Origin of the sequence: Kineococcus aurantiacus, assembly GCF_013409345.1 — a bacterium.
Taxonomy (GTDB): Bacteria; Actinomycetota; Actinomycetes; order Actinomycetales; family Kineococcaceae; genus Kineococcus; species Kineococcus aurantiacus.
Genome location: NZ_JACCBB010000001.1, coordinates 124180 through 147658 on the forward strand (window position 1 = coordinate 124180; position 23479 = coordinate 147658).

General features: G+C 75.4%; 27 protein-coding genes and 1 pseudogene. 14 read left to right on the plus strand and 14 right to left on the minus strand.

Going from position 1 to position 23479, the window contains the following annotated elements:
- Window positions 1-90 precede the first annotated feature (90 nt).
- Window positions 91-972 (plus strand): NAD-dependent epimerase/dehydratase family protein, encoded by an 882-nt coding sequence (locus BJ968_RS00605; protein ID WP_179748309.1) that lies wholly within the window; start codon window positions 91-93, stop codon window positions 970-972.
- 97 nt (window positions 973-1069) lie between these two features.
- On the opposite strand, the gene BJ968_RS00610 is transcribed toward BJ968_RS00605, so the two are convergent.
- Window positions 1070-1978 carry a haloalkane dehalogenase gene (locus BJ968_RS00610; protein ID WP_218884665.1) on the minus strand — a complete coding sequence of 303 codons (909 nt, stop codon included), beginning with the start codon at window positions 1976-1978 and terminating at the stop codon, window positions 1070-1072.
- On the minus strand, window positions 1968-2414 hold the full coding sequence (locus BJ968_RS00615; RefSeq protein WP_179748311.1) for a helix-turn-helix domain-containing protein: 447 nt from the start codon (window positions 2412-2414) through the stop codon (window positions 1968-1970). Before BJ968_RS00615 ends, BJ968_RS00610 begins: the two co-directional genes overlap by 11 nt.
- A gap of 367 nt (window positions 2415-2781) precedes the next feature.
- Between BJ968_RS00615 and BJ968_RS00620 the strand changes: the two genes are divergently transcribed.
- Together BJ968_RS00620 and BJ968_RS00625 are read left to right on the plus strand one after the other, a co-directional pair.
- Window positions 2782-3261, plus strand: a complete 480-nt coding sequence (locus BJ968_RS00620; RefSeq protein WP_218884666.1) for a lipase family protein — start codon at window positions 2782-2784, stop codon at window positions 3259-3261.
- 668 nt (window positions 3262-3929) lie between these two features.
- Window positions 3930-4855: pseudogene (locus tag BJ968_RS00625) on the plus strand (pyridoxal-phosphate dependent enzyme).
- A 39-nt stretch (window positions 4856-4894) separates the two neighbouring features.
- On the opposite strand, the gene BJ968_RS00630 reads toward BJ968_RS00625, so the two are convergent.
- The gene (locus tag BJ968_RS00630) at window positions 4895-5593 is read right to left on the minus strand and encodes a MarR family transcriptional regulator (protein ID WP_218884668.1); all 699 of its coding nucleotides are present in this window, start codon (window positions 5591-5593) and stop codon (window positions 4895-4897) included.
- 182 nt (window positions 5594-5775) lie between these two features.
- On the opposite strand from BJ968_RS00630, the gene BJ968_RS00635 reads away from it, so the two are divergent.
- The 3 genes from BJ968_RS00635 (at window position 5776) to BJ968_RS00645 (ending at window position 8112) form a co-directional block, all read left to right on the plus strand.
- Entirely contained in the window at window positions 5776-6321 is a 546-nt protein-coding gene (locus tag BJ968_RS00635; protein ID WP_179748313.1) for a carboxymuconolactone decarboxylase family protein, read from the plus strand.
- Between the two features lie 94 nt (window positions 6322-6415).
- Window positions 6416-7000: a thioredoxin domain-containing protein gene (locus tag BJ968_RS00640; RefSeq protein WP_179748315.1), complete on the plus strand. Its 585-nt coding sequence runs from the start codon at window positions 6416-6418 to the stop codon at window positions 6998-7000.
- Window positions 7001-7059: 59 nt separating this feature from the next.
- On the plus strand, window positions 7060-8112 hold the full coding sequence (locus BJ968_RS00645) for a DUF4331 family protein (RefSeq protein WP_179748317.1): 1053 nt from the start codon (window positions 7060-7062) through the stop codon (window positions 8110-8112).
- Window positions 8113-8154: 42 nt separating this feature from the next.
- On the opposite strand, the gene BJ968_RS00650 is transcribed toward BJ968_RS00645, so the two are convergent.
- Window positions 8155-9042 (minus strand): MmyB family transcriptional regulator, encoded by an 888-nt coding sequence (locus tag BJ968_RS00650; protein ID WP_179748319.1) that lies wholly within the window; start codon window positions 9040-9042, stop codon window positions 8155-8157.
- Between the two features lie 101 nt (window positions 9043-9143).
- On the opposite strand from BJ968_RS00650, the gene BJ968_RS00655 reads away from it, so the two are divergent.
- From BJ968_RS00655 to BJ968_RS00665, 3 genes are all read left to right on the plus strand, one after another.
- Window positions 9144-9923: an SDR family NAD(P)-dependent oxidoreductase gene (locus tag BJ968_RS00655; protein WP_179748321.1), complete on the plus strand. Its 780-nt coding sequence runs from the start codon at window positions 9144-9146 to the stop codon at window positions 9921-9923.
- Window positions 9924-10064: 141 nt separating this feature from the next.
- Window positions 10065-11810, plus strand: a complete 1746-nt coding sequence (locus tag BJ968_RS00660) for an EAL domain-containing protein (RefSeq protein ID WP_179748323.1) — start codon at window positions 10065-10067, stop codon at window positions 11808-11810.
- A gap of 145 nt (window positions 11811-11955) precedes the next feature.
- Window positions 11956-12390, plus strand: a complete 435-nt coding sequence (locus tag BJ968_RS00665) for an N-acetyltransferase (RefSeq protein ID WP_218884669.1) — start codon at window positions 11956-11958, stop codon at window positions 12388-12390.
- 133 nt (window positions 12391-12523) lie between these two features.
- On the opposite strand, the gene BJ968_RS00670 is transcribed toward BJ968_RS00665, so the two are convergent.
- Window positions 12524-13696 carry an aldose epimerase family protein gene (locus tag BJ968_RS00670; protein ID WP_179748325.1) on the minus strand — a complete coding sequence of 391 codons (1173 nt, stop codon included), beginning with the start codon at window positions 13694-13696 and terminating at the stop codon, window positions 12524-12526.
- Between the two features lie 152 nt (window positions 13697-13848).
- On the opposite strand from BJ968_RS00670, the gene BJ968_RS00675 reads away from it, so the two are divergent.
- Entirely contained in the window at window positions 13849-14580 is a 732-nt protein-coding gene (locus BJ968_RS00675; protein ID WP_179748327.1) for an SOS response-associated peptidase, read from the plus strand.
- 41 nt (window positions 14581-14621) lie between these two features.
- Here the strand turns inward: BJ968_RS00675 and BJ968_RS00680 are convergent, their stop codons facing one another.
- On the minus strand, window positions 14622-15053 hold the full coding sequence (locus BJ968_RS00680; protein ID WP_179748329.1) for an MFS transporter: 432 nt from the start codon (window positions 15051-15053) through the stop codon (window positions 14622-14624).
- Between BJ968_RS00680 and BJ968_RS00685 the strand changes: the two genes are divergently transcribed.
- Window positions 15027-15209 carry a hypothetical protein gene (locus BJ968_RS00685; protein ID WP_179748331.1) on the plus strand — a complete coding sequence of 61 codons (183 nt, stop codon included), beginning with the start codon at window positions 15027-15029 and terminating at the stop codon, window positions 15207-15209. The genes BJ968_RS00680 and BJ968_RS00685 overlap by 27 nt on opposite strands.
- A 20-nt stretch (window positions 15210-15229) precedes the next feature.
- Here the strand turns inward: BJ968_RS00685 and BJ968_RS00690 are convergent, their stop codons facing one another.
- A complete protein-coding gene (locus BJ968_RS00690; protein ID WP_179748332.1) occupies window positions 15230-16054 on the minus strand; it encodes a GPP34 family phosphoprotein in 825 nt (274 codons plus the stop codon).
- A gap of 110 nt (window positions 16055-16164) precedes the next feature.
- Here BJ968_RS00690 and BJ968_RS00695 point away from each other — a divergent pair, with 110 nt between their 5' ends.
- From BJ968_RS00695 to BJ968_RS00705, 3 genes are all read left to right on the plus strand, one after another.
- Entirely contained in the window at window positions 16165-16389 is a 225-nt protein-coding gene (locus BJ968_RS00695; protein ID WP_179748334.1) for a DUF4287 domain-containing protein, read from the plus strand.
- Between the two features lie 162 nt (window positions 16390-16551).
- Window positions 16552-16872, plus strand: a complete 321-nt coding sequence (locus BJ968_RS00700; RefSeq protein ID WP_179748336.1) for a metalloregulator ArsR/SmtB family transcription factor — start codon at window positions 16552-16554, stop codon at window positions 16870-16872.
- Entirely contained in the window at window positions 16869-17354 is a 486-nt protein-coding gene (locus BJ968_RS00705) for an SRPBCC domain-containing protein (protein WP_179748337.1), read from the plus strand. The genes BJ968_RS00700 and BJ968_RS00705 overlap by 4 nt, the downstream gene beginning before the upstream one ends.
- Window positions 17355-17387: 33 nt before the next feature.
- On the opposite strand, the gene BJ968_RS00710 is transcribed toward BJ968_RS00705, so the two are convergent.
- The 7 genes from BJ968_RS00710 to BJ968_RS00740 all read right to left on the minus strand — a co-directional run bounded on the left by BJ968_RS00710 (window position 17388) and on the right by BJ968_RS00740 (window position 23263).
- On the minus strand, window positions 17388-18194 hold the full coding sequence (locus BJ968_RS00710) for a DNA polymerase beta superfamily protein (protein ID WP_218884671.1): 807 nt from the start codon (window positions 18192-18194) through the stop codon (window positions 17388-17390).
- A 43-nt stretch (window positions 18195-18237) separates the two neighbouring features.
- On the minus strand, window positions 18238-19188 hold the full coding sequence (locus BJ968_RS00715) for a nucleoside hydrolase (RefSeq protein ID WP_179748339.1): 951 nt from the start codon (window positions 19186-19188) through the stop codon (window positions 18238-18240).
- Window positions 19189-19249: 61 nt separating this feature from the next.
- Window positions 19250-20107, minus strand: a complete 858-nt coding sequence (locus BJ968_RS00720) for a nitroreductase family protein (protein WP_179748342.1) — start codon at window positions 20105-20107, stop codon at window positions 19250-19252.
- Window positions 20107-20430, minus strand: coding sequence for a hypothetical protein (locus BJ968_RS00725; protein WP_179748344.1), 324 nt, complete (start codon window positions 20428-20430; stop codon window positions 20107-20109). Before BJ968_RS00725 ends, BJ968_RS00720 begins: the two co-directional genes overlap by 1 nt.
- A gap of 44 nt (window positions 20431-20474) precedes the next feature.
- Entirely contained in the window at window positions 20475-20651 is a 177-nt protein-coding gene (locus BJ968_RS26195) for a DUF1059 domain-containing protein (RefSeq protein ID WP_179748346.1), read from the minus strand.
- 155 nt (window positions 20652-20806) lie between these two features.
- The gene (locus BJ968_RS00735) at window positions 20807-21901 is read right to left on the minus strand and encodes a TerC/Alx family metal homeostasis membrane protein (RefSeq protein WP_179755943.1); all 1095 of its coding nucleotides are present in this window, start codon (window positions 21899-21901) and stop codon (window positions 20807-20809) included.
- A 195-nt stretch (window positions 21902-22096) separates the two neighbouring features.
- Window positions 22097-23263: a PucR family transcriptional regulator gene (locus tag BJ968_RS00740; RefSeq protein WP_343077729.1), complete on the minus strand. Its 1167-nt coding sequence runs from the start codon at window positions 23261-23263 to the stop codon at window positions 22097-22099.
- Window positions 23264-23479: the final 216 nt, after the last annotated feature.

Below are 23479 nucleotides of genomic sequence, written 5' to 3' on the forward strand. Positions count from 1 at the left end.
ATCAGGAGGTACGGTGATGAGACCGAGTCACATCGGGAGTCCCGGGCTCCCTGCGGGACCCCGCCCCACCACCCCCCGAGGAGGACCACCGTGCGCGTGTTCACCACCGGAGCCTCAGGCTGGATCGGCACCGCCCTGACCACCCAGCTCACCGCCGCCGGCCACGAGGTCGTCGGCCTGGCCCGCTCAGCCGCCTCCGCCCGCACCGTCGAAGCGCTGGGCGCTCGCGCCGTGCGCGGCGACGTGAGCCAGCACGACGTCGTCATCGAACAGGCCCGGCAGGCCGACGCCGTGGCGCACCTGGCGTTCACCCTCGACTTCGCCCGGTTCGAGGAGACCGTCGACAACGAGGTCGCCCTCCTCGCCGCGCTCGGTGAAGCCCTGCACGGCAGCGGGAAGACCTTCGTCGCCGCCTCAGGGACCCCGATCCTGCCCGGGCGCACCGCCACCGAGGACGACGTCCTCGACCCCGCCGGACCCGCCGGCGCCCGGGCCCGCACCGCCGACGCGGTCCTGGCCCTGTCCCGGCACGGCATCCGCTCCGCCGTGGTGCGCATGCCCCGGTCCGTGCACGGCGCCGGGGACCGCAACGGCCTGATCGCCGGCCTCGTCGGCCTCGACCGGCAACTGGGGACCGCCGCCTACGTCGGTGACGGTCACCACCGCTGGCCCGCGGTCCACCTGCACGACGCGGCCCGCCTGTTCCTGCTGGCCCTGCAGGACGCGCCGGACGGCGCCGTGCTGCACGCCGTCGGCGAGGAGGGCGTTCCCCTGCGCGCCGTCGCCGAGGTCGTCGCGCACCGGACCGGCCTGCCCGCCGGGCCCGTCGACCCCGGGCCCCTGGGCGTCTTCGGCACCCTCCTGGGCACCGACCAGCCCGCCTCCAGCGCCCTCACGCGCCGGCTCACCGGGTGGGAACCGGTCGGCCCGACCCTGCTGGAGGACCTGCGGGCCGGTCACTACACCGGCTGAACCGGACCGTCGGGCGGTGAGCCCCACGGCCGGCGGGCCAGGAGCTCGGTGACGACCAGGACCCGTCCGAGGTCGCGTCGTCCGGCGGTCGACGGCCTCACCGCCCGACGGTCCGGTCGAGCCAGTCCCTGAGCGCGGCGGCGATCGCCGGCGAGGAGTCGTGCGGCAGGAAGTGGGTCCCCGGCACCACGACCTCCTCCTGGTGCGGCCAGCGGCGGCACGCGGTGAGGACGTCACCGGTGATGACCGCCCCCGGCTCACCGCGGATCAGCAGCTTGGGCACCTGGCTCCCGGCCATGAACGCGGCCCCGTCGGCGACCACCTCGTGCACGGGAGCGGGGTCACCGTCGATGGGGACCTGACGAGCCCACGCGAGCATCGCCCGCCGGTCCTCTCCCGGTGCGGAGAACGGACGGCGGTACGCCTGGAGTTCGCTCGCGGTCAGCTCCCGGACCGTGCCGGCTCGCAGGACCACCTCGATGAAGACGTTCTCCTCGAGGACCATGCGCTCACCGGCAGGACTGCGCAGGGCACCGAACAGGTCCTGGTCCGGTCCGGTGCCGTCCCGCCAGGAGACCGGGACGACACCGGCTTCCGAGTAGCCGATCCCCCGCACCGCCGTGGGGTGCCGGCGGGCCCAGTCGACGGCCAGGACCCCACCCCAGTCGTGCCCGACGAGCACGACGTCCTCCTCCAGACCCAGGGCGCTCAGGCCGGCGTCCACGAAGCGCGCGTGCTCGCGGAAGGAGTACCGCTCGTCCCCGGTGCCGGGCAGCTTGTCGGACTCCCCCATGCCCATCAGGTCGAGGGCGAGGCAGTGGTACGCGTCAGCGAGCTCGGCCACGACGCCGGACCACAGGAGCGAGGACGTGGGGTTGCCGTGCAGGAACACCACCGGCCTGCCCGAACCGGTGTGCCGGTAGGCCATGCGGTGGCCCAGGACGTCGACGTGGGACAGGACCACCCGCTGGACCTCCCGCGGGTGGTCCTCTCCGTCACCGTTCACCCGTCCTCGACCGCTGCCGGCGGGGACCGGCCGGTGCCTCGGGCCCGCCACGCAGGTCTTCGGAGGCTCGCTCCCGCACGTCCCTCGGGCTCGTCCCGGAGTGGCGCGTGACGGCCCGGGTGCAGTCGGCGTGGTCGGGGAACCCCCAGCGGGAGGCGATCTGCGAGATCCCGCCCCGAGCAGAACGGGGTTCGAGGAGATCGGCAGCGGCGCCCTGCAGGCGGTGCCGCCGGACCCGGTCGGTGAAGGAGGTGCCGAACTCGGACAGGACGAGGTGGGTGCACCGCCCGGAGGTGTCGTGACGGCGGGCGGTGACGGCGAGCAGCGCGCGCACCAGGTCCAGCGTGGGCCGCTCCAGGTCCGCGCACTGCTGGACGTCCAGGTCGGTGGCGTGGGTGTCCGTGCGGGTCAGGTGCGAGGAGACGACCGAGCCCAACGGGTGCGACCGTCGAGGCGACGCCGTTCTGCTCCAGCACGGAACGCCCGGCGGCGACCACGCCGAGGAACGGGGCGAGGGGGTGGTCCTGACGGACGCGCGGAACTCCACCACGACGGTTTCCCCCTCGTGCCACCGCACGCCCCGGCGGATGAGGGCACCCTGGGGCTGCGCGCGCCGAACCCGTGCGGACAGGCTGCTCCGCGGGGGTCGGGCTGTCAAGGACCCCGGGACACCCGAGCCGCAGGACGGCGAACTCCGCAGGGGGGTGCTGGGTCCACTGCGGGAACGGACGAGTCCTGCTCCCGCGCTGCACCTGGCGTCGTGGTCGTCCACTCCCGGAGGGGCTCGCGTCGAGGAGGTAGCGGTGAGCGGTGTGGTGGTGGGTGACGGTCTGGCCGACTGGGAACTGGCCGAGATCGAACGCGCCAACGGTTCCGGGTTGCAGCCCGTGGTCCTCGTGCACGGCCTGTGGCTGCTGTCGAGCAGTTGGCAGCCACGGCGGGACCTGCTCGAAACCCACGGCCGCACCACCGTCGCCCCCGGCCGGCCGGACCACCCGGGCACCGTGGAGGAGGCCTTCGCCGGTCCCGACGTCCTCGCCCGGGGTGGGACCCGCGTCGACCGGTTCAGCCCCGACCGCACGGCCCCCTGCTGGTCGTGGCGGGGAGAACAACAACACCGCACCGGTGAAGATCGCCGAGCGATCTCCGGGCTGCAGCGGAGGAACCCCGGGCTGATCGAGTTCGTCACGGTTCCCGGCCACGGCCACTCCACGACCATCGACCACGGCGGGAAGGAGGTGGCTCAGCCCGGCGTGGAGTTCATCGCCCGCTCCGCGCGCTGAAACCCCCTCCGCGGGCCAGCTCACCCGGGCGGCACCTCGTCCACCCCGACCCGCAGCACCCTCACCCGCAGCACGGTCACCGACCGTCAGGCCGTGCGATCCGGAACGAGCAGGAGGAACCACCGTGGAAGACGTCACCCCTCAGCAGCCCGGTCGCCGCGCAGTCCTCGCCCCCGGCCTCGTCGCTGCCTCGGCGACGACTCAGCGCACGTCGCCTCCGTGCTGGCGACCTCGACCGCACCGCTCGTGCTCGGCGGGCACCCCAAGGAGTCGCTGCTGCTGGACAGCGTCCTGCCGCGGCCCTTCCCCGGCGGTGGGGAGGAGAACCCCGACGTCCACGTCGACCTCGCGGCCTTCCGGGAGGTCTTCTGCGCCGACCTCCGGCCCGGCAGGCCGCCCTGCTCGCCGCCACCCAGCGGCCCGCGCACCACCCGTGGGCCCCACCACCGGCACCCGGCCGGCCCGGCGGCGCCGTGGAACTCCTCGAGGGCGAGGTGCCCTTCGCGGACGAGGTGCGGGCGGCTCCCGCCGACCCCACCATGACCTGACCCGATGCCACCACGGCCTCGACCCGACGAAGCCGCCCACGCCCCTGGAGCGCCCCCGTGCCTACGCCGGTACCGACGAACCCCGACGAGCCCGGCGCACCGGCGTCGGGACGGCTCGCCCTGGCGTCGTGGCCGACACCCGTGGAGGCGGCCCCGCGGCTGGCGGCCGCTCTCGGGCTCGGGAGCGGGGACCTGCTGGTCAAACGCGACGACCTCGGCGGCCCGGGGGGGGCGGCGGCAACAAGGTCCGCAAGCTGGAGCTGACCCTGCACGCTGCCCTGGCACGGGGTGCGCGAGCGGTGGTGACCAGCGGTGCCCCGCAGAGCAACCACGCGCGGCTGACCGCCGCCGCGGCGGCCCGGCTCGGGCTGCGGGCCGTCCTGGTCCTGGCGGGCGAGGCTCCGGCCACCGTCGGCGGCAACCTCCTGCTCGACCACCTGCTCGGCGCCGACGTGGTCTGGGCGGGCGACGTCGACGACGACGCCCTCGACGCCCGCGTCCACGCGGAGGCCGAGGCGTGGCGCCGCCGCGGGACCCCGACCGAGGTGATCCCCTTCGGCGGGTCGAGCGTGACCGGCGCGCGCGGGTACGTCGACGCGGGCCGCGAACTGCTGGAGCAGGTCCCCGACGTGGACACCGTCGTGGTCGCGGTGGGGTCCGGGGGCACGATGGCCGGGCTCGTCCACGCGCTCGGCGCCGAGCACGTGCTCGGTGTCGACACGGGTGCGGTGGGCGACGCCGGCGCACGCGTCACCCGGTTCGTCGAGGGCCTGGCCGGCCGGGCGTTCAGGGGTTCCCTGCGGCTGCGCGCGGACCAGGTGGGGGACGGGTACTCGCACCTGACGCCCGCGGTGACCGAGGCCGTCCACCTGGTGGCGCGCACGGAGGGTCTCGTGCTGGACCCCGTCTACACGGGTCGGGCCGCGGCGGGGCTGATCGCCGCGGTGCGGGAGGGGGAGGTCGTCACCGGGCGGCGCACGGTCCTGCTGCACAGCGGTGGCCTGCCCGGGCTCTTCGGTCACCCCGACGCCGTCCGCCTGGCCTGAGGCGCGCCCTCCCCGGCCGCACGGCGGCGGCCGGCCGCCTCAGGACGGGGCGGGACCCGACGCGGAACCCGGCGTGGAACCCGGTGTCCCCCCGGTGAAGCGTTCCCAGGTGTCCTGCTGCTGCGGCGGCGGGGCGTCCTCGTGCTCGGGGCAGGCCAGGCGCAGGTGCCGGTCGGCGAACGGAGCGTCGACGTAGGCGCAGTGGTGGGGCAGCGGGGTGCCCGGGTGCGCGAACGGGCGGAAGTGGCTGCACGTGACGCACGCGCGCTGCGGGGCGATGTTCCCCTCCACCTGCAGGGTCCGGACGATCTTCACGAGCGAGCGCAGCAGGTCCTCCTGCTCGCGGTCGTCCAGCACCTCGACGGCGCGGGTGAGGAAGTCCGGCCACTGGGTCGAGCGTTCGAGCAGTTCGGCCCCCGCGGGGCTCACCCGCAACCGGATCGAGCGCTTGTCGACCCCCGCCTCGCGCAGCACCAGACCCTTGGCGATGAGGGCGTTGACCCGCACGCTCATGGTGGGGGCCGAAACCCCCAGCTGCGCGGCCAGTTCGGACAGGCGCAGGCCGTCGCCGCCCTCGCGCAGCGCCGTCAGGGCCTGCGCCTGCGTGGGCGTGACGCCCTCGGGTTCGGCTCCGCGCCAGGCCTGGGTGCGCAGGACCAGGGCGATCCGCGTCAGGCCGCTGGTGATGCGCCGGGTGACCGGTTCGCTCAGCGCGTCGAAGATCGCCGTCCTGCTCACTTCGTGATCCTAACACTCTTGACACCCCCACCCCCGAGACAAATAGTAGTCCTAACGGTTGTCGGCGACCGGATCCGCACCCCCAGCGCTCAGCGCAGCCGACCGCCCGGCCCGGTTCCCAGCGGGAGCACCCGGCGCGGAACCCCGATGGACGTGAAACCCCGTGAACAGGAGAGATCCCCGTGGCACGTGTTCCCTCGATCAGCACCCAGGACGCCACCGGCGAGGCCAAGGAACTCCTCACCGACGTCACCGCCGCCTTCGGCGTCACCCCGGCCATGTTCCGCGCCGTGGCCAACTCCCCCGCCGCCCTGAAGATGATGTGGAGCGCCTTCGGCGCCCTCGGCGGCGGCCGGCTGCCCGCCAAGCTCGGCGAGCAGATCGCCGTTCTGGTCGCCGACCGCAACAACTGCGAGTACTGCCTGGCCGCCCACACCGCCCTGGGCTGCAAGGCCGGCGCGACCAGCGCGGAGATGAGCCAGGCGCAGGCCGGGCACTCCGAGGACCCGCGCACGGCCGCCGCCCTCGCCTTCGCCCACGCCCTCGTCGAGCAGCGCGCGCAGGTCGACGACGAGGACTTCACGCGGCTGCGCGCCGTCGGTTTCGACGACGAGGAGATCGTGGAACTCATCGCCCACGTCGCGCTGAACCTCTTCACCAACTACGTCAACGTCGCCCTGGCCGTCCCGCTGGACTTCCCCCGGGTCCGCCTGCTCACCGCGCGCTGACCCACCCGCGACCGGACCGCCCCGCACCAGCCGGCCGGGTCGACGAACCCCGGCCGGCGGTTCGCCGGGGACCCGCTCCACCAGGAGGAACTCCGTGGAACCCGAACCAGCACCCACGACCGGGTGGCCGCCGGCCCCCCGCTGGAGAACGTCGCACTGGCTGAACACCGACCACCCCCTCGACCTGCCGGACCTCACCGGCCGGGTGGTCCTGGCCGCCGCCTTCCAGGTGCTCCGCCCCGCGTGCGTCGAGCGCACCGTCCCGCTGCTGAGACTGGCCCACGCGTCCTTCCCCGCCGAGGACGTCGCCGTCGTGGGCCTGCACACCGTCTTCGAGCACCACCGCGCGATGGGCGTGGAGTCGCTGGCGGCCTTCGTGCACGAGTACGGCACCACCTTCCCCGTCGGCGTGGACGCCCCCGGCGAGGACGGGGACCCCCTGCCGGTGACGATGCGGCGCTACGGCATGAAAAGCACCCCCACGGTCCTGCTCCTCGACCGCGCAGGCCGGTTGCGGCGCCACGTCTTCGGGCACCTGCCCGACCTGCAGCCGGGCGCGGAGATCGCGGCGCTGGTCGGCGGACCGGCCGGCGCGGAACCGTCCTCACCGCAGCCGCCCGCCGCGCGGGCGGTTCCCGGCGGCGGCCGGCGGTGCACCCCCGACGCCTGCCCGGTGTGAGGGCACCGGAACCCGAACCCACCCACCCGACCCCCACCAGGAACGGCAGGTCACCGACCGTGTCCCACCACCTCGACTCCCCGCAGGCCCGCCAGGACGTGCGCCTGGACACCACCGACCTCTACCTCTTCCGCGGCCGGCACGGCAGCGCGTTCGTCCTGAACACCTGCCACTCCCTCGGTCAGGCCCCCACCCCCGGGTGGCACCCCGAGGGCCGCTACGAGCTCAAGGTCGACCTCGACGGCGACGCCGTGGAGGACCTCACGTACCGCTTCACCTTCGACGAGCGCGACGAGGACGGCACCCAGCGCTTCGACCTGAGGGTCCTCACCGGCCCGGACGCGGCGGACCCGCACGCCGAGGGGGAGGTGCTGCTGCGCGCGCGCACCGGCGCCGACCCGGGAACCGGCACGAACACCGGGACGAGCACCGACAGCGGGATCCGGGTCTGGGCGGGCCGGGCCGCCGACCCGTTCTCGATCGAACCCACCGTGCTGCACGCCGTGGGGCACGCCGTCCACGAGGGCACGGTGCCCGACCTGGGCGACTGGACCCCCGCGCGGGCCCGCAACCTCTTCGCCGACCAGGACGTGCACTCCCTGGTGCTCGAGGTCCCCGACGAGCACCTGCCCTCGACCGCCGCGGACGGGAGGATCCGGGTGTGGGCCGTGGCGTGGCTGGCCACCGACGCCGGTGGCTGGCGGCCGGTCAACCGCATCGGCCTGCCGATGATCCACCCCTTGTTCGCCCAGCTCGACGACGACCTCGCCGAACGCCTCAACGAGGGGACCCCCGCCACCGACCGCGCCACCCACGCCGCCCTGCTCACGCAGCGGATCGCCGGGTTCGTCGCCGCCCACGGGACCGCCGCCGACCCCACCGCCTACGCCGAGCGGCTGGTCGACCGCCTGCTGCCCAACGTGCTGCCCTACACCGTCGGCACACCCGCCTCGTTCGACCTGCTGGGCTGGAACGGGCGGAACCTCACCGACGACGCGCCCGACGTCGTGTTCACCCTGGCCGCCGACAGCCCGATCAGCCTGGGCCTGGGCCGGGGTTCGGTGCCACGCAGCCCGTCGGAGAACTTCCCCTACGTCTCGCCGATCTCCTAGGACCCGACCACCCCGGCACCCGGGCCGGCCGGTCCTGGCCGGTCAGGGCGCAGGCGGCCGGGACCGGCCCGCCGGGGGAACCCGCTCCGCCCCCCGCTGCTCCAGCGCCCAGCTCGCCAGCAGCGGCAGCACGCGCGCCGTCGGGGAGTCGGCCTCGACCGTGTACACGACCAGGCGCTGGTCGGGGTCGTGCGGACCGACGACCGACTCGATCCCGAACTCGAGCCGGCCCGCGGCCGGGTGGTCGACCCGCTTGGTCAGCGAGGTGCGGAAGGTGACTCGCTGGTCGTCCCACCACCGGGCGACGTCGGCGTCGGCGGCCCGCAGCTCCGCGACGAGCCCGGTCAGCTGCCGGTCCTGGGGACGGCGCCCCACCTCGAAGCGCAGCGCCCCGACCGCCGCCGCGGCGAAGTCGGCCCAGTTCACGATCCGCCGGCGCGCCTGCGGGTCCAGGAACAACCAACGGGCGAACGACGACCCCGGTTCCACCGGCGCCCCCAGCACCTCGCTCAGCAAGGCGTTGCGCGCCAGCACCTCCGAGCGCCGCCCCAGCAGCAGCACCGGGACGTGGTCCAGCGCGCCGGCCAAGCGCAGCATCCCCGGGTCCGGTCGTTGCGCCGCCTCCGGCCCGGCCCAGCGCCGACGCGCCGACGGCGCGGCCAGGTCCCGCAGGTGCGCGCGTTCGACGTCGTCCAGCTGCAGGGCCCGGGACAGCGCGTCCACGACGTCCTCGCTGACGGTGGGCTGGCGCCCCTGCTCCAGGCGGCTGTAGTGGTCCGGGCTCAACCCGGCCAGGACGGCGAGCTCCTCCTTGCGCAGCCCGGGGACGCGGCGCGGCCCGGGGAAGGCGGTGATGCCGGCCTGCGCGGGGGTCAGCCGGTCGCGACGGGACCGCAGGAAGGCGCCCAGGGCGGCACGGTCGGCAGGCACGGACCCACCCTAGGGCGGGGCCTCGCGGCGGACCTGGTCACGCCGTGACCAGGCAGCGCGCGCCCTGGTGCGCCGCGGCGCGAACCGGTGCAGTGGTCGCCATGACCACCGCACCGCAGTCCACCGGGAACTCCCGCACCGTCCTCGTCACCGGTTCCACCAGCGGCATCGGCGCCGCCACCGCCCGGGCCCTGGCCGCCGACGGCTGGACCGTCGTCGTCACCGGCCGCGACCGGGCCCGGGGGGCGTCGGTCGTCGCGGACGTCGAGGCCGCGGGGGGACGCGCCGTGTTCGTGCCCTCCGACCTCGCCGCCGCGCCCGACGTGCTGCGCGACCTCGCCCGCACCGCGACGGCCGCCGCCGGCGGACGGCTCGACGCCGTCGTGCACAACGCCGCCCTGTGCCCGGCCGTCGACACCGTCACCCTCACCGACGCCGACCTGGAGGCCACGCTGGCGGTCAACGTCCGCGCCCCGCACGTCCTCACCGCGGAACTGGCCCCGGCGATGGCCGAGCGCGGCTCCGGTGCCGTCGTCGTCATCGGCTCCTGGATGGCCCACGTCGGGCACCCGTTCGTCGGGTTGTACTCGGCCACCAAGGCCGCCGAGATCCAGCTGGCCCGCAGCTGGGCCGCGGAGTTCGGTCCCCGCGGTGTGCGGGTCAACACCGTCTCCCCCGGAGCCACCCGCACCCCCGTCAACGCCGACGCCGCCGACCGCGACGTCATCGCGCGCATGACCGCCGGCACCCCCGCCGGCCGCCCCGGTGCCCCCGAGGAGGTCGCCGACGCCGTGGCCTGGCTGCTGTCCGAGCGGGCCGGGTACGTGCACGGCGCCGAGATCGCCGTCGACGGCGGCATCACCGCGACCCGCACCCCCTGAGGCGGGGCGGTGCGTGGAGGGTCGAACCGGCGCGGGCGGCGGGCGCCCCACGGGTCGCAGGTCACGGCGTCCTAGACCGTGCGGGTTCACTCCCGCCCCGAGACGTACAGGCGGCGCCGGTCCCGACCGACGTCGGAGAACGTGCCTGCGCCCACCTCCACCCGCTCCTCCGGTCGTGGCCCGGCCGGACTGCGCGCCCGGGTGGTCGCGGAGGCCGTGCTGGTCGTCGTGGTCAGCGCCGCCCTGACCGCGGTGGTGCAGCTGGCCGGTGGCCTGCAGCGGCTGAACCGCCTGGACGCCGCCCACCCGCACCTCCACCTGGGCACGCTGGTGCTCTTCCTGGCCGTCTCGCACCTGCTGATGCTCTGCTTCGGCGCCCGGCGGGGCCGGCAGCTGCGCGAGGAGCACCGGCAGCGCCGGCGCGCCGAGGACGCCGCCGCCCACCTCGCCCGCACCGACCACGTCACCGGCCTGCCCAACCGGGCCGCCTTCGCCGACGCCGTGCACACCGCCTGCGCCACCGCCGGGCGCACCACCGTCGTGCTGTTCGACCTGCGCGGCTTCGCCCAGGTCAACGAAGCCTTCGGCCACGGGGTCGGGGACGCGGTGCTGACCAGCATCGGGCAGCAGCTGCACCGGGCCTGCCGACGGGACCCCTGGCACCGGCCGGGCCACGGTTCCCCGGACACCCCGGCCAGCCCGGCCACCCCGGACACCGGTTCCCCGGCCCGCAGCGCCGTGGCGCGGGTGGGCGACGACCGCTTCGGGGTGCTGTGGGTCCACCCCGCACCGGGGACCGCCCTCGCCGCCGGGCTCGTCGACGGCGAGGGGACGGTGAGCACGTCCCCGGTCGTGGCGCGCTGGGTCGAGGACGTCCTGCAGGACCTGCAGCAGCCGCGGGAGGTGGCCGGCGTGCAGCTGGAGGTCGTCGCCCAGGCCGGGCTGGCCGGCCACGCGGGGCGCGACGGTCAGGACGGCGGCGACAGCGGCGCGGTCGACCTGCTGCGGCGCGCCGACGCGGCCCTGACCGCCGGCCGGCGCGAGGGCGTGCCGGTCCGCTGCTTCGACGCGGCCCTGGCGCAGCGCTCGGCCCGGCAGCTGCTCCTGCACGGCCAGCTGCGCCACGCCCTGCAGCGGGGGGAGGTGACCGTGCACTACCAGCCGCAGGTCGACTGCAGCTCCGGGCGCGTCGTCGCCCTGGAAGCGCTGGTGCGCTGGCAGCACCCGCACCTGGGGCTGCTCCTCCCGGGGGCCTTCCTCGACGTCGCCGAACGGTCCAGCCTCATCACCCCCCTGACCGAGACCGTCATCGGTCTGGTCGCCGCCGACGTCGCGGGCTGGTGCGCCGCCGGGCGCGACCTCGTCGTCGCGGTGAACCTCTCCGCCCGCGTCCTGGACGCGCACCTGCTGGACGTCCTGGAGGGGCACCTGGCCCGGCACGGGGTGCCGGCCCGGGCGCTGGAGCTGGAGGTCACCGAGACCGCCGCCCTGGCCGACGAGCGGACGTCGAGCGCCCTGCTGCGCGAACTGCGCCGGCGCGGGCACCCGGTGGCCATCGACGACTTCGGCACCGGGCACGCGGGGCTGACCTACCTGCGCACCGTGCCGGCCAGCACCCTGAAGATCGACCGCGCCTTCATCACCGGCCTGGACGCCGACCCCCGCAAGCAGGCCGTGGCCCACCAGGTCAGCGCCCTGGCCCACCGCCTCGGGATGGACGTGGTGGCCGAAGGCGTCGAGACGGCGCGGGACTGGGCGGCGGTGCGCGCCGCCGGGTGCGACCGCGCTCAGGGGTACTGGCTGGGCCGGCCCGTCCCCGCCGCCGACCTGCCCACCGTCCTCGCCGCCGCCGAGGCCCGCACCCGCACGCACACCCCGGCCGGCTGACCGTCCTCCGGGACGCCCGCCCGGGGCCGTCGGGTGACGGGTGACCGGCACCGCCCTCTGGGGGAGACTGGGGGCACGCCGGCCACCCGCCCCGCGGGCACCGCCCGCTCACCGGCACCGGCACCACCGACGTGAGGGAGGACGCGTGAACGACCGGTCCGCGCAGGCCGCACCGCGGGAGACGACCGCACCGGGTCCCACGTCGGCGCAGGAGCCCTTCCGCCTGCGCGACGCGCCGGGACACGGCCGGTTCGAGGCCCTCGACGGCGAGGAGCTCGCCGCTGCCGCGTACTACCTCGACGTCGACGAGGTCCGGCGGGACACCGCTGCCGCGGACCCCGACGGGGGTGGCCCGGGCCGGGAGCGGATCTTCTACCACACGGTCGTCGAGGACGCCTGGAGCGGGAAGGGGCTGGCGTCCCGGCTGGTGCGCTTCGCGCTGGAGGAGACCGTGCGGGCCGGTCTGGGCATCGTCCCGGTGTGCCCGTTCGTCAAGGCCTGGACCGGCCGCCACCCCGAGTACCGCGCCCACACCCACGCCGTCCGGCGCGAGCACCTGGACGCCCTGTCCCAGCGCTGAGCCGGCGACGCGGGGCCGCCCCCGGCGCGACACCCGTCGGGGGCGGACGGTTCACCCGCGGGTGCGCGGTGCTCAGGACGTCCCACGACGTGTCCACCGGCGCCCCGCGGGGCGCCGGTGGACGGCGGCGGGTTCAGCGCGAGAACGCGAACACCGTCGTCGTGCGGTACTCCTCCCCCGGCCGCAGGACGGTGGAGGGGAAGTCCGGCTGGTTCGGGGAGTCGGGGAAGTGCTGGGTCTCCAGCGCCACGCCGTCGCCCTGGCGGTAGGTGCCGCCGCCGGTGCCCACGAGCGTGGCGTCGAGGAAGTTGCCGGAGTAGAACTGCAGCCCCGGTTCCGTCGTGGAGATCCGCAGGGTGCGCCCGCTGCGGGTGTCCTCCAGGACGGCCGCCTCCTCCAGCCCGTCGCCGACCCGGTTCAGGACCCAGTTGTGGTCGTAGCCCTGGCCGAAGAGGATCTGCTGGTAGGGCTGGCGGACCCGGGCCTCGATCCGCGTCGGGGTGCGGAAGTCCAGCGGGGTCCCGGCCACCGGCGCGATCTCCCCGGTGGGGATGAGCGTCTCGTCCACGGGGGTGAAACCGTCGGCGTGGATGGTCAGCAGCTGGTCGAGGGCGTTGCCGGAACCCTCCCCCGCGAGGTTCCAGTAGCTGTGGTTGGTGAGGTTCACGACCGTCGCGGCGTCGGTGGTGGCGAAGTAGTCCAGGCTCAGCTGCGCGAACCGGTCCAGGGAGTAGGTGACCTCCACGTGCAGGTTCCCCGGGTACCCCTGGTCGCCGTCGGGGCTGTCGAGGGACAGCCGCAGGCCGACGGTGTGGTCGCCGAAGACCGGCGTCGCCGACCACACGCGCTTGTCGAAGGAGTCGGTGCCGCCGTGCAGGCTGTTCGGCCCGTTGTTCAGGGGCAGCTGGTGCTCGACCCCGTCGAGGGTGAACTTCCCGCCCGCGATCCGGTTGCCGTAGCGGCCGATGAGCGCCCCGAAGTAGGGCCCGGGGTTGTTGCCGGCGAGGTACCCCTCGAGGTCGGCGAAACCGAGGACCACGTTGCGGACCCGGCCCTGGTGGTCGGGGAACTCCAGGCTCTGCAGGATGCCGCCGTAGGTCAGGACGCGGGCGGTGACCTCGCCGTTGGCGAGGGTCCAGCGCTCGACGGGGGTTCCGTCCGGCAGGGCGCCCCAGGGTTCGGCGGACAACGACGGCTCGTGCTGGGCCACGGGGGCGGCGGCCGCGGGGGCGGTGGCCGCGCCGACGAGGGCGGTGGCCGCCGCGCCGGCGAGCACGATGCTGCGCCGGGAGGGTGTGAAGGACATGCGGTCTTCTCCTTGGAGGAGCAACGTCGCTCGGCTGGGGAAACGTTGAGGAAGCTAGCCCCCGCCCCGTGGCGCGTCAACGCCCCGCACCGGGGCCGGTCCCGGCCTCGCCGCCCGTGCGGGACGGGCCGCGCCGGGGGACACTGCCAGGCATGTGTGGCCGCTACGCGCGTTCCCGCCCGGACGACGAGCTCGTCGACCTCTTCGACGTCGGCGAGGTCGTGGGCGCCCCGGTGCCGGCCTCCTACAACATCGCCCCCACCCAGGACGTCCGGGTGGTCCTCGACCGCGCCCCGCGCGAGGACGCCGACGGCGCGGCGACCGCAGGACCCACCCGGCAGCTGCGCACCGTGCGCTGGGGCCTGGTGCCCGTGTGGGCCAAGGACGCCAGGATCGGCAACCGCATGGTCAACGCCCGGGTGGAGACCGTCACCGAGAAACCCGCCTTCAAGCGGGCCGCAGCGAAGCGCCGTCTGCTGGTGCCCGCCGACGGGTACTACGAGTGGGAGAAGCGCGAAGGCCGCGCTCAGAAGGTCCCGCACTTCCTGCACGCCGCCGACGGCGGTGTCCTCGCCTTCGCCGGGCTCTACGAGCTGTGGCCCGACCCCGCCAAGGCGGAGGACGACCCCGACCGGTGGTTGTGGACGTTCACGATCCTGACCACCCGGGCCGGCGACGCGCTCGGCCACATCCACGACCGCACGCCCGTCGTCGTCCCCGACGAGATGCGCGACGACTGGCTGGACCCCGCGCTCACCGACCTCGACCTCGTCCGGCAGGTCCTCGACGCGCTGCCCGAACCGCGGCTGGTCAGCCACGAGGTGTCGACCGCGGTGAACTCCCCCCGCCACGACGACCCCGACCTGGTGCAGCCGGTCGGCTGAGGCGCCGCCGGGGTCCTCCCGCCGTCCGGGGTGCGCACCGGTCAGCGGGCGATGTCCTCCAGCACCGCCCCGCGCGTCTCGGGCAGGAACAGCACGGCGACCACGGACCCGGCGGCGAAGAGCCGGGCGCGGGTCGGGAACAGCCCGGGGGTGGAGGCGAAGAGGCAGGAGAACGTGCCGAAGAGGCAGAACTGCAGGAAGGACCCCGGGACCAGGAGCCCGGTCAGCCCCGCGGAGTTCCCGTGGACGAACTCCGCCACCGCCGAGGCCAGGGCGAAACCCGGGACGCCCCGCAGGGCCGTGAGGACGAGGTGCGCGACGGACCTCACGACGTCGTGACCGGAGTCGGCCGGCAGTTCCCCGATCCAGGTGGTCAGCCCGTAGCAGCCGCCCAGCAGGCAGAACCACACCGTCCAGGCGGTCCGCGGTGCCGGCAGGGGACGTCCGTGGGCGGCCTCGGTGCGGCGCTCCACCTCGCGCAGGGTCGCGCCCGGGTCCACCTCAGCGACGGCGCGGAATTCGCGCAGCGCACCGGCCTCGACACCAGCGCGCACGCCCGGCTCAACTCCGCCACCACCGAGGCCGACCTCGCCGAGATGCTCGCCCGGCTGGACCGCGTGGTCCCCTGAGCCGGTCCGGGGCGACCGGCTCAGTCGCCGCCACCACCGCCACCGCCGTCACCACCACCCCCGCCGCCGTCGGACCCCCCGTCCCAGCCCCCGTGGGAGCCGCCGTGGTGACCGTGGTGACCGTGGTGGTCGTCGCCACCGCTGCTGCTGCCGCCGGCCGTGCCGTCCCCGGAGGAGTCCCCGCCGGTGAGGGCGTGGACGCGGACGGCGACCGCGGACTCGACGTCCTCCAGCGCCTCCCGCGCCGGCGGCGGCAGGGTGCGGGCGTCGGCCAGGACGTCGGCGGCCTCGTCGGGGTCCATCCCGCCCGGCAGGTGGGGAGCCACCGCGCGCAGGCACCCGGCGCCGGCCAGCAGCACGACGAGGCTGACCGTGGCGGGGTCGACCGCTCGCGCCGTGCCCGTCCGCCCGCCCCGGCGGCGGGCGGCCGACACCGCCGTGCGCACCTGCGTCTGCAGCGCGGTCACGGCCTCCTCCCGCCGGAACCACCGCACGGTGGTGAGCACCAGGAACCGGCGCCGCCGTTCGGTGCGCAGGTCACCGGCCTTCCCCAGGGCCGCCACGGCCTCGTCCCACACGGGCCCGTCGGCCAGCGCGCAGACGCTGCGGGCGGCGTCCCCCGCGGCGGCGGTGACCGCCGCCAGCGCGGCCGCCAGCCGGCGCTCGGGGGCCGCGCCGGGGCGGGCCAGCAGCCGGCCCGTCCCGGGGTCGGCCTCCAGGTCCCCCCGCAGCACGAGTTCGCTGAGCAGGGCCCCCGCCAGGACGGTGGCCGCCGCCCGGGCGGGCACCCGCCGCCGGCCGCGGTCGTCGAGCAGGAGCAGGGCGACCCGGTCGGCGATCAGCACGGCACGAACCTAGGGCGTCGGGCCCGGACGCGGGCGGGGTTCGGGCACCGCTCCCCCCGTCGGCGCCGCGCGCCGTTGACGGGGCCGGCGACCGGCGGTAGGCAGGTCCCGTGCCCGAGACCCCGAAGGGACCCGCGTCCTACTTCCCCGCCATCGAGGCGAAGCACGGCCACCCCGTGACGCACTGGCAGCGGCTGCTGCGCGAGCACCGCGCGCAGAACCCCGGCGTCAAGCACATGCAGCAGGTCGCCTGGCTGAAGGCCGAGCACGGCCTGGGGCAGGGGCACGCCAACGCGCTGGTGGCCGCGACGTGGGCGGAGGACGCCCGGTCCTGAGCCGGGCCCCCGAGGCCGGGGGTCGACGTCCGGGTGGTGCCCGGAACTCCTGCCGGGCCGGCAGTTCGTCGTGCGGGCCACGGCCTGGTTCGCCGCCACCCCTTGACCGGGGTCACCGCGCGCGTTGTACTTGAGCCACTCGTTCATTGCGGAGGTGCTCAAGTGCAAGATCGACTCTCGGTCACCTTCGCGGCCCTGGCCGACCCGACCCGCCGCGCCCTGCTCGACCAGCTCCGGCGCGGGGAGGCGACCGTCAACGAGCTCGCCGCCCCGCACGACCTCACGCTGCCCGCGATCTCGCGGCACCTGACGGTCCTCGAACGGGCCGGGCTCGTCGCCAAGACCCGGCAGGCCCAGTGGCGGCCGTGCCGGCTCGTCGCGGACCCGCTGCAGGACGTCGACGCCTGGATGGACGACTACCGCCGGTTCTTCACCGACCGGTTCGACCGACTCGCCGATCAGCTGTCGAAGGAGACGCCGTGAGCACCCCCACCGCCCAGCGCACCATCGAACTCGTCCGCGACTACCCCGTGCCCTGCGAGCGGGTCTTCGCCGCGTGGACCGACCCCGACCAGCTCGAGTGGTTCTCCGGGCTGCCGGCCGCCGAGTCGCACCCGGCCGTCGACCTGCGGCCCGGCGGGTCCTGGCGGGTCACCCTGCAGGAGGGGCCCGGCGGGCGCCGCTACGCCACCGGCGGGCTGTACCACGTCGTGGAACCCCCGCACCGGCTGGAGTTCAGCTGGGGCGCCCCCGGCGGCTGGCCCGACCTCGACCCCGACGACCTCGACGCCGTGCCGAGGATCCACGTCGCGTTCGAGCCCACCGCGGCGGGCACGCGCATGACGGCGACGCTGGTCCTCGGCGAGCACCTCGACGAGGACCAGGTCGCCCACTGGCTCGACCTGGGCGTCCGCGAGGGCTGGACCACGACGGTCGACCGCCTCGCGGACCACCTGGCGCCCTGAGGCGCAGCCCGCCGGCCCGTCGCGCGCGACGGGTCAGCGGGCCCAGAACTCCCGGTGGGACCGGGTGAGCCAGGCGTCCAGCCACACCCGGTCGGCCCGCTCGGGCAGGTCGCTGCGCTCCACCGCCGCGGCGAGGTCGGCCTCCAGGTCGGCGATCCACGCCTCGACGTCCCGGCGTTCCCACTCCCCCCGGCGCACCGACCGCAACCGCTCCCGCTCCGGCGGCGGCACCGGCAGGGTGACCCGCCCCGTCCGCAGCAGTTCCAGCCCCTGCAGCCCCAGCCGCAGGGCGTGCGTCGCGGGTTTGGCGGCGTAGGACGCCCCACCGGACCGCGCGCGGGTGCGGCGGGCCGCGACGGCGTCGCGCTGGGACCGCAGGTACCCCAGGAACCGGCGGCCGGCGGTGCGGCTGGCGAAACGCTCCGCCCCGGCCCGCAGTTCGGCCCCGGCCGCGGTGACCTCCACGACCTCCGCGTCCGGGACCCACAGCGGCAGCAGGACCGTCGGGTTGCCGGCCAGGGCGAGCCGGGCCCACTTGCGGGCGCTGTACACGACGACGTCCAGGTCCCCGGGCCCGGAGGGTTCGGCCAGACCGCGCGACCGGGACCACGCGGTGTGCAGCTCGTACTGCTCGAACCCGATCTCCCGCCCGCCGGGGGTCCGCACCCGGGCCAGGCCCGCGACGAACTCCACCGGTTCCAGGCACAGCCCCAGCTCGTCGCGGTCGTCCTGGCCGTCGATGGCCGTGCCGTGCACCCCGCTGCCGACCTGGGTCAGCAGCACGGTGCCGGCCTCGGCGATCCGGCGCGCGTCCTCACCGGCGTGGGGGTGTCTGATCACCGCAGCAGCGTAGGCGGCCGGAAGGCCCGGACGCCAACGGGTTTCAGAGCGTCGACAGCCGGTCCAGCAGCGTCCCGGCGAAGTCGCCGGGGATCTCCAGCGCCACCCGGGTGCCGCCGGGGTAGGTGTGGGGGAAACCCTGGTACAGGTCGCGCAGGTCCGCGATGGTCTGCCCGCGCGCGGGCCCGTCGGTGTGGTCGACCACGACGGGGACCGTCGGTGCGACGGCGAGCTCCACGTCCCCCGTGGCGACGGCCGCGGCCAGCGGGTCGTGCAGCACCGCGCAGGGGCGCCCGAAGCGCTGGGCGTAGAACGCGAAGTAGAACTCCAGCATCTGCGCGATCGCGACCGCGCCGGGGGTCCCCACGGCCAGCAGCCGCTGCCGGTGCGACTCCTCGAACACGTGCCGCATGGTGACGTCCAGGCCGATCATCGTCAGGTTGAAACCGGCGGTGAACACCCGGTGCGCGGCCAGCGGGTCGTTGGCGACGTTCGCCTCGGCCAGCGCCGAGACGTTGCCCGGCGCCATCGCGGCCCCGCCCATGACGGTGAACTCCTTCACCAGCTCCGGCAGCCGCGGTTCCAGCTCCAGGGCCAGCGCGATGTTCGTGAACGGCCCGATCGCCAGGAGCCGCAACTCCCCCGCGTGCGCCCGGGCGGCCTCGACGACGGCCTGGGCCCCCGACAGGCCGGTGGGCTCGGCGGCGGCCCGCGGCAGCCGCACCTCCCCGACGCCGTTGACGCCGTGGACCTCCGGCGCGCCGCCGGAGTAGGCGTGGTCGAGGAAGTCGTGGGCCCCGACGCTGACGGGCACGTCGGGCCGGCCCAGCAGGGCCAGCAGGTCCAGGGTGTTGCGGGCGCCGCCGGCGGCGTCGAGGTTCCCGCTGACCGTCGAGACGCCGACGAGGTCCACCCCCGGGGAGGCCACCAGCCACCCGATGGCCATGGCGTCGTCGATGCCGGTGTCGCAGTCCAGGAAGAAGGGCGCAGTCACACCCGGCAGTCTCCCAGAGGCCGCTCACCGGTGGCCGACGGCACCGGGGCGGGCGCGCCCGTCACCGCACGCGCTCGCCGGGGTCGTCGCCGGGACCTCCACCGGAGTCCGCGCCCAGAGGTTCGAGGGGGCCGTCCCACCCCGTCTGCGGGGTGGTGCAGCGCTCGCGGAACACGTACTGCGACACCGGCCGGCGCTGGGAGCTGGTCCAGTCGATGACGGGCCGCCGTTCCTCCGGCGGCAGGTACCCGACGCGGTACACGGCCATGAGTTCCAGCTCCGGCGGGACGGCCAGCAGGTCCGTGATGCGGTCCCAGGCCCCCGGCACCTCCATGGGGAAGCTGACGAACTGGATCCCCAGGCCCAGCTCCGTCGTGGTGAGCCAGACGTTCTCCATCGCCGCTCCCATCGAGAACAGGGAGTAGAAGGAGGACAGCTCCCCCGGCCGGTACTCGGCCCGGTCGAGCATGACGCCCACGAGCAGGGGCGACCCGGCCACCAGCGCCCGGTTCTGCCGGCCCAGCAGCTGCGGCACGCGCAGCAGGTTCATCGCGAACTGCCCCCGCCGGGTGAAGACGCTGCGGCTGAAGGGCCGCAGCGGCGCGGGCAGCCGGTCGAAGAGCATGCCGGTGCCGGTGCGCCGCACCTCCTCGGCGCTGAAGCGGAAGTACCGCTTGTAGCGCTCGAAGAACGTGCCGTTGCCCATGGCGGTCGTCATCGACGCGCCGCTGATGCGGGCGACCTCCTCGATGGTCTCGCGCGACTCCACCAGGACGAACCGCCACGGCTGGCTGTTCAGCTGCGAGGGGGCGCGGGCGGCGACCTCGACGAGGATCCGCTGGTGCTCGGCGCTGACGGGGTCGGGCAAGAACGCGCCGTTGGTGGTCCGGCGCGCGGCGATGGCCTGACGCAGCTCCATCACGCCGCCCGCAGGGCCAGGACGTACGCGGGGGCGGCCGTGGCGGCCAGCACCGGGTGCCAGCGCGAACGCGCCGGCACCGCCGGGATCGCCAGCAGCGGCGCGGCCACCGGCAGCAACGGCCACAGCGCCGCGGAGCGGCGGCGCAGCAGGTCGGCCCCGGCCGCGGCGGTCAGGGCCGCGGTCGTGACGTAGACGCCGTGGTGGACCCAGCGGGCGCCGGAGGTGTCCAGGACCCCGGCGGCGACGGCCGCGCCCAGGGCGCAGTTGGCCGCGTAGCTGACCGTGGCGGCGACCAGCAGCGGGCTCGGCGAGCGGTGCACGCCCGACAGTGGACCACGCCGGGCCCGGCCGGGCACCGGTGGGCTCAGGCCGCCTCGCGGATGGCCAGCAGCACCTGCCCGACGAGCTCGGCCGGCACGTCGGCCAGGCCGTGGTCGGAGCGGGCGTGACCGGTGACCTGGGTGAGGAGCGCGTCGCTGTCGGCGGCCACGAACGTGCGCGAGCAGCCGGCCACGACGTCCCCGCAGGTGAACTGCTTCACGGTGGTCCTCCTGGGAACCGGCGTCGGGTGGTCCGTCACCGGCGTCCTCGACGCCGGGCCGCGGGCACCTGAGCCGGGCCGCACCGATCGCACCCGGACGGCGCAACACCCGCCCCCGATCGGCGGAGGCGGGTGTCGCGGGGGGTCGGCCGGGGTCAGCGGCGGGTGCCGCTGCCCTCCCCGGCGGCCGGGGCGTCGTCGAGCCCGCGGGACCCGGTGGGCTCACCGGCGACCTGCCCGTCCGTGCTCCCGACGGCCGCGGTCCCGGCGCCGGTGCTCCCGCCGTCGGTGCTCCTGCCGTCGGTGCTCCCGCCGTCGGTGCTCTGGCCGTCGGTGCTCTCGCCGTCGGTGCCCTCGCCGTCGGTGCCCTCCGGGGCCGGGCGGCGCAGGCTCAGGACGATCGCCAGCGTCAGGGACACGACGATGACGGCCAGGCTCAGCCAGGTCGGCACGTGCGGGATGGCGGGGTCGATGACCTCGTGCCCGGCCTGGAAGAACAGCTTCACGCCGATGAAGGCCAGGATGAAGGCCAGCGCCTTGGACAGCAGGTGGAAGCGCTCGAGCAGACCCGACAGGAGGAAGAACAGCGAGCGCAGACCCAGGATGGCGAAGGCGTTGGAGGAGTAGACGATGAACGCCTCGTCGGAGACGGCCAGGACGGCCGGGACGCTGTCGACGGCGAAGATGAGGTCAGCGGCCTCGATGGCGGCGACGACGGCCAGCAGCGGGGTGCCGTAGCGCTTGCCCGCCTCCTTGATGAAGAACTTCTGGCCGTGGTACTCGTCCTTCAGCGGCAGGACCCGCTTGAGCAGCCGGACGCCGATGTTGGTGCTGGGGTCCACGTCGTCGTCGTCACCCTTGACCATCTTCCAGGCCGACCACAGCAGGATCGCGCCGAAGACGAACAGGATCGCGGTGAAGCGCTCGACGATGGCGACGCCGGCGCCGAGGAAGATGCCGCGGAAGAGCAGGGCGCCGAAGACGCCGAAGAACAGGACGCGGTGCTGGTACTCGCGGGGCACCTTGAAGTACCCGAAGATCAGCGCGAAGACGAAGAGGTTGTCGACCGACAGGCTCTTCTCCAGCAACCACGCCGTGGTGTAGGCCGTACCGGCCTCGGCGCCGTAGGCCCAGAAGACGATCCCGCCGAAGACGAGCGCGATGGCGACCCAGACCGCGCTCCAGATCGCGGCTTCCTTGAACTTGATGACGTGGGCGCCGCGGTGGGCCAGGAGGTCGATCGCCAGCATGACGACGATGACCGCACCGAGCCCCACCCAGGCCCACACGGGGACGTCGAGGTCCAGGTCCACTGCCTGCTCCCGTCGGTTGGAGGTGAGCGGGTCGGCGACTGCCGCCCGGTCTCCATGGTGACTGCCGGAGGCGCGCAACGGCGAGTCGAGCGCTGGACGAGTTCAGCACCCCTGGTTGCCGGGACCCGGCAATCAGGCGGTGGAGCCGGGCCAGCCGAGGGCCCGCGCGGCCAGCACCGCGGCCTGGACCCCGAACCGCTGGTCGGGGCGGGTGACGTCCAGGCCGGTCAGGTCCCGCACGCGCGTGAGGCGGTAGGTGACGGCCCGCACCGACAGGTGCAGCCGCCGCGCCGCCTCGGTCGCGTTGCCCCCCGAACCCAGGTAGGCCTCCAGGGTGTCCAGCAGCGGGGCCAGGCCACCGCGGACCCCGCGCAGGGGCCCCAGGGTCGACTCGACGAGGTCGGTGGCCACCGCGCGGTCGCGCAGCAGCACCTCGTAGACGAGCAGGTCGGCGGCGTCGGAGACGGTCCCGCCACCGAGCCGCCGCCCCAGGGCCAGGGCGGCCCGGGCCTGCTCGTAGGAGCCGACGACGCCGGCGGCCCCGGGCCCCGGGCGCCCCACCCCGGCGCGCCAGCCGCTGCGGTCGGGGGACCCCAGCACCTCGCGCAGGCGGTCCAGGACCTCGGCGACCGCGGCCCGGTCCGGGGCGGCGAAGACGACGACGAGGGCACCGTCCTTCGTGGCGACCAGGGGGTCGGCGTCGGCGGAGGCGCCCTGCAGGCGGCGCTCGACGGCGGCCAGCTGGGCCGTGGCGTCGACGAAGGGCGTCTCGGCCCGCACGACGGCGACGGCGTGCGGGCCGGTCAGGTCCAGGCCGTAGCGGGGCGCCCGCCGCAGCAGCCCGGGCAGGTCGGCGGTCCCGGCGAGCAGGTCGTCGACGAACTCGCGCCGGTCGGACTCCTCGCGGCGGATCAGCTGACGGCGGGCCAGCTGGTAGGCCTCGCTGAGGACGGCGACGGCGTCGTCGGTGGCCCGCAGGACCACCTCCCCGGCGGTGACGACACCCGCGGGGTCGTCGGCGGCCGCGGCGACCGGCGGCAGGTGCCGCCACAGGCGCCAGGCGGCGGACAGGTACAGGTCCAGCAGGGCGCGCAGCGCCACGCCGGAGCCCGCGGCGCGCTCGCCGACGGCGCGGTAGCGCGCGATCCGGGCCGAGGACAGGCGGCGGCCGTCGAGGACGGCGCGCCACAGGTCGTCGAGGAAGTCGCCGAGCAGGGCCGGGTCCAGGCCGCCGGCGTCGTCGGCGGCGGCCTGCGCGACGGCGGGCAGCGGGCTGGCGTCGGGAGTGGGCTCGGGCACCGCCGGATGATGCCACCGGACTCCCCGGGGCGATGCGGAACGTGACGAGCCGTCAGCCGACAGCGAGGTGATGCTCGTCACAAACTCCGTCCACCGCTCCGTGGCGGTGCTCGAAGTGCCGAGGTTGCGGGGAGTAGGGTCCGGCACGGACGGTCCGTCACAGGACCTCCACCACGACTCGACACGCCTCACCCCTCACACCGGACGCCCCCGTCA

Excerpts from the sequence above, each read along its gene's own strand:
- BJ968_RS00655 (WP_179748321.1), top strand. The coding sequence starts at position 9,144 with ATGACCACCGCACCGCAGTCCACCGGGAACTCCCGCACCGTCCTCGTC.
- BJ968_RS00670 (WP_179748325.1), bottom strand. The coding sequence starts at position 13,696 with ATGTCCTTCACACCCTCCCGGCGCAGCATCGTGCTCGCCGGCGCGGCG.
- BJ968_RS00675 (WP_179748327.1), top strand. The coding sequence starts at position 13,849 with ATGTGTGGCCGCTACGCGCGTTCCCGCCCGGACGACGAGCTCGTCGAC.
- BJ968_RS00720 (WP_179748342.1), bottom strand. The coding sequence starts at position 20,107 with ATGGAGCTGCGTCAGGCCATCGCCGCGCGCCGGACCACCAACGGCGCG.
- BJ968_RS00735 (WP_179755943.1), bottom strand. The coding sequence starts at position 21,901 with ATGCTGGCGATCGACCTCCTGGCCCACCGCGGCGCCCACGTCATCAAG.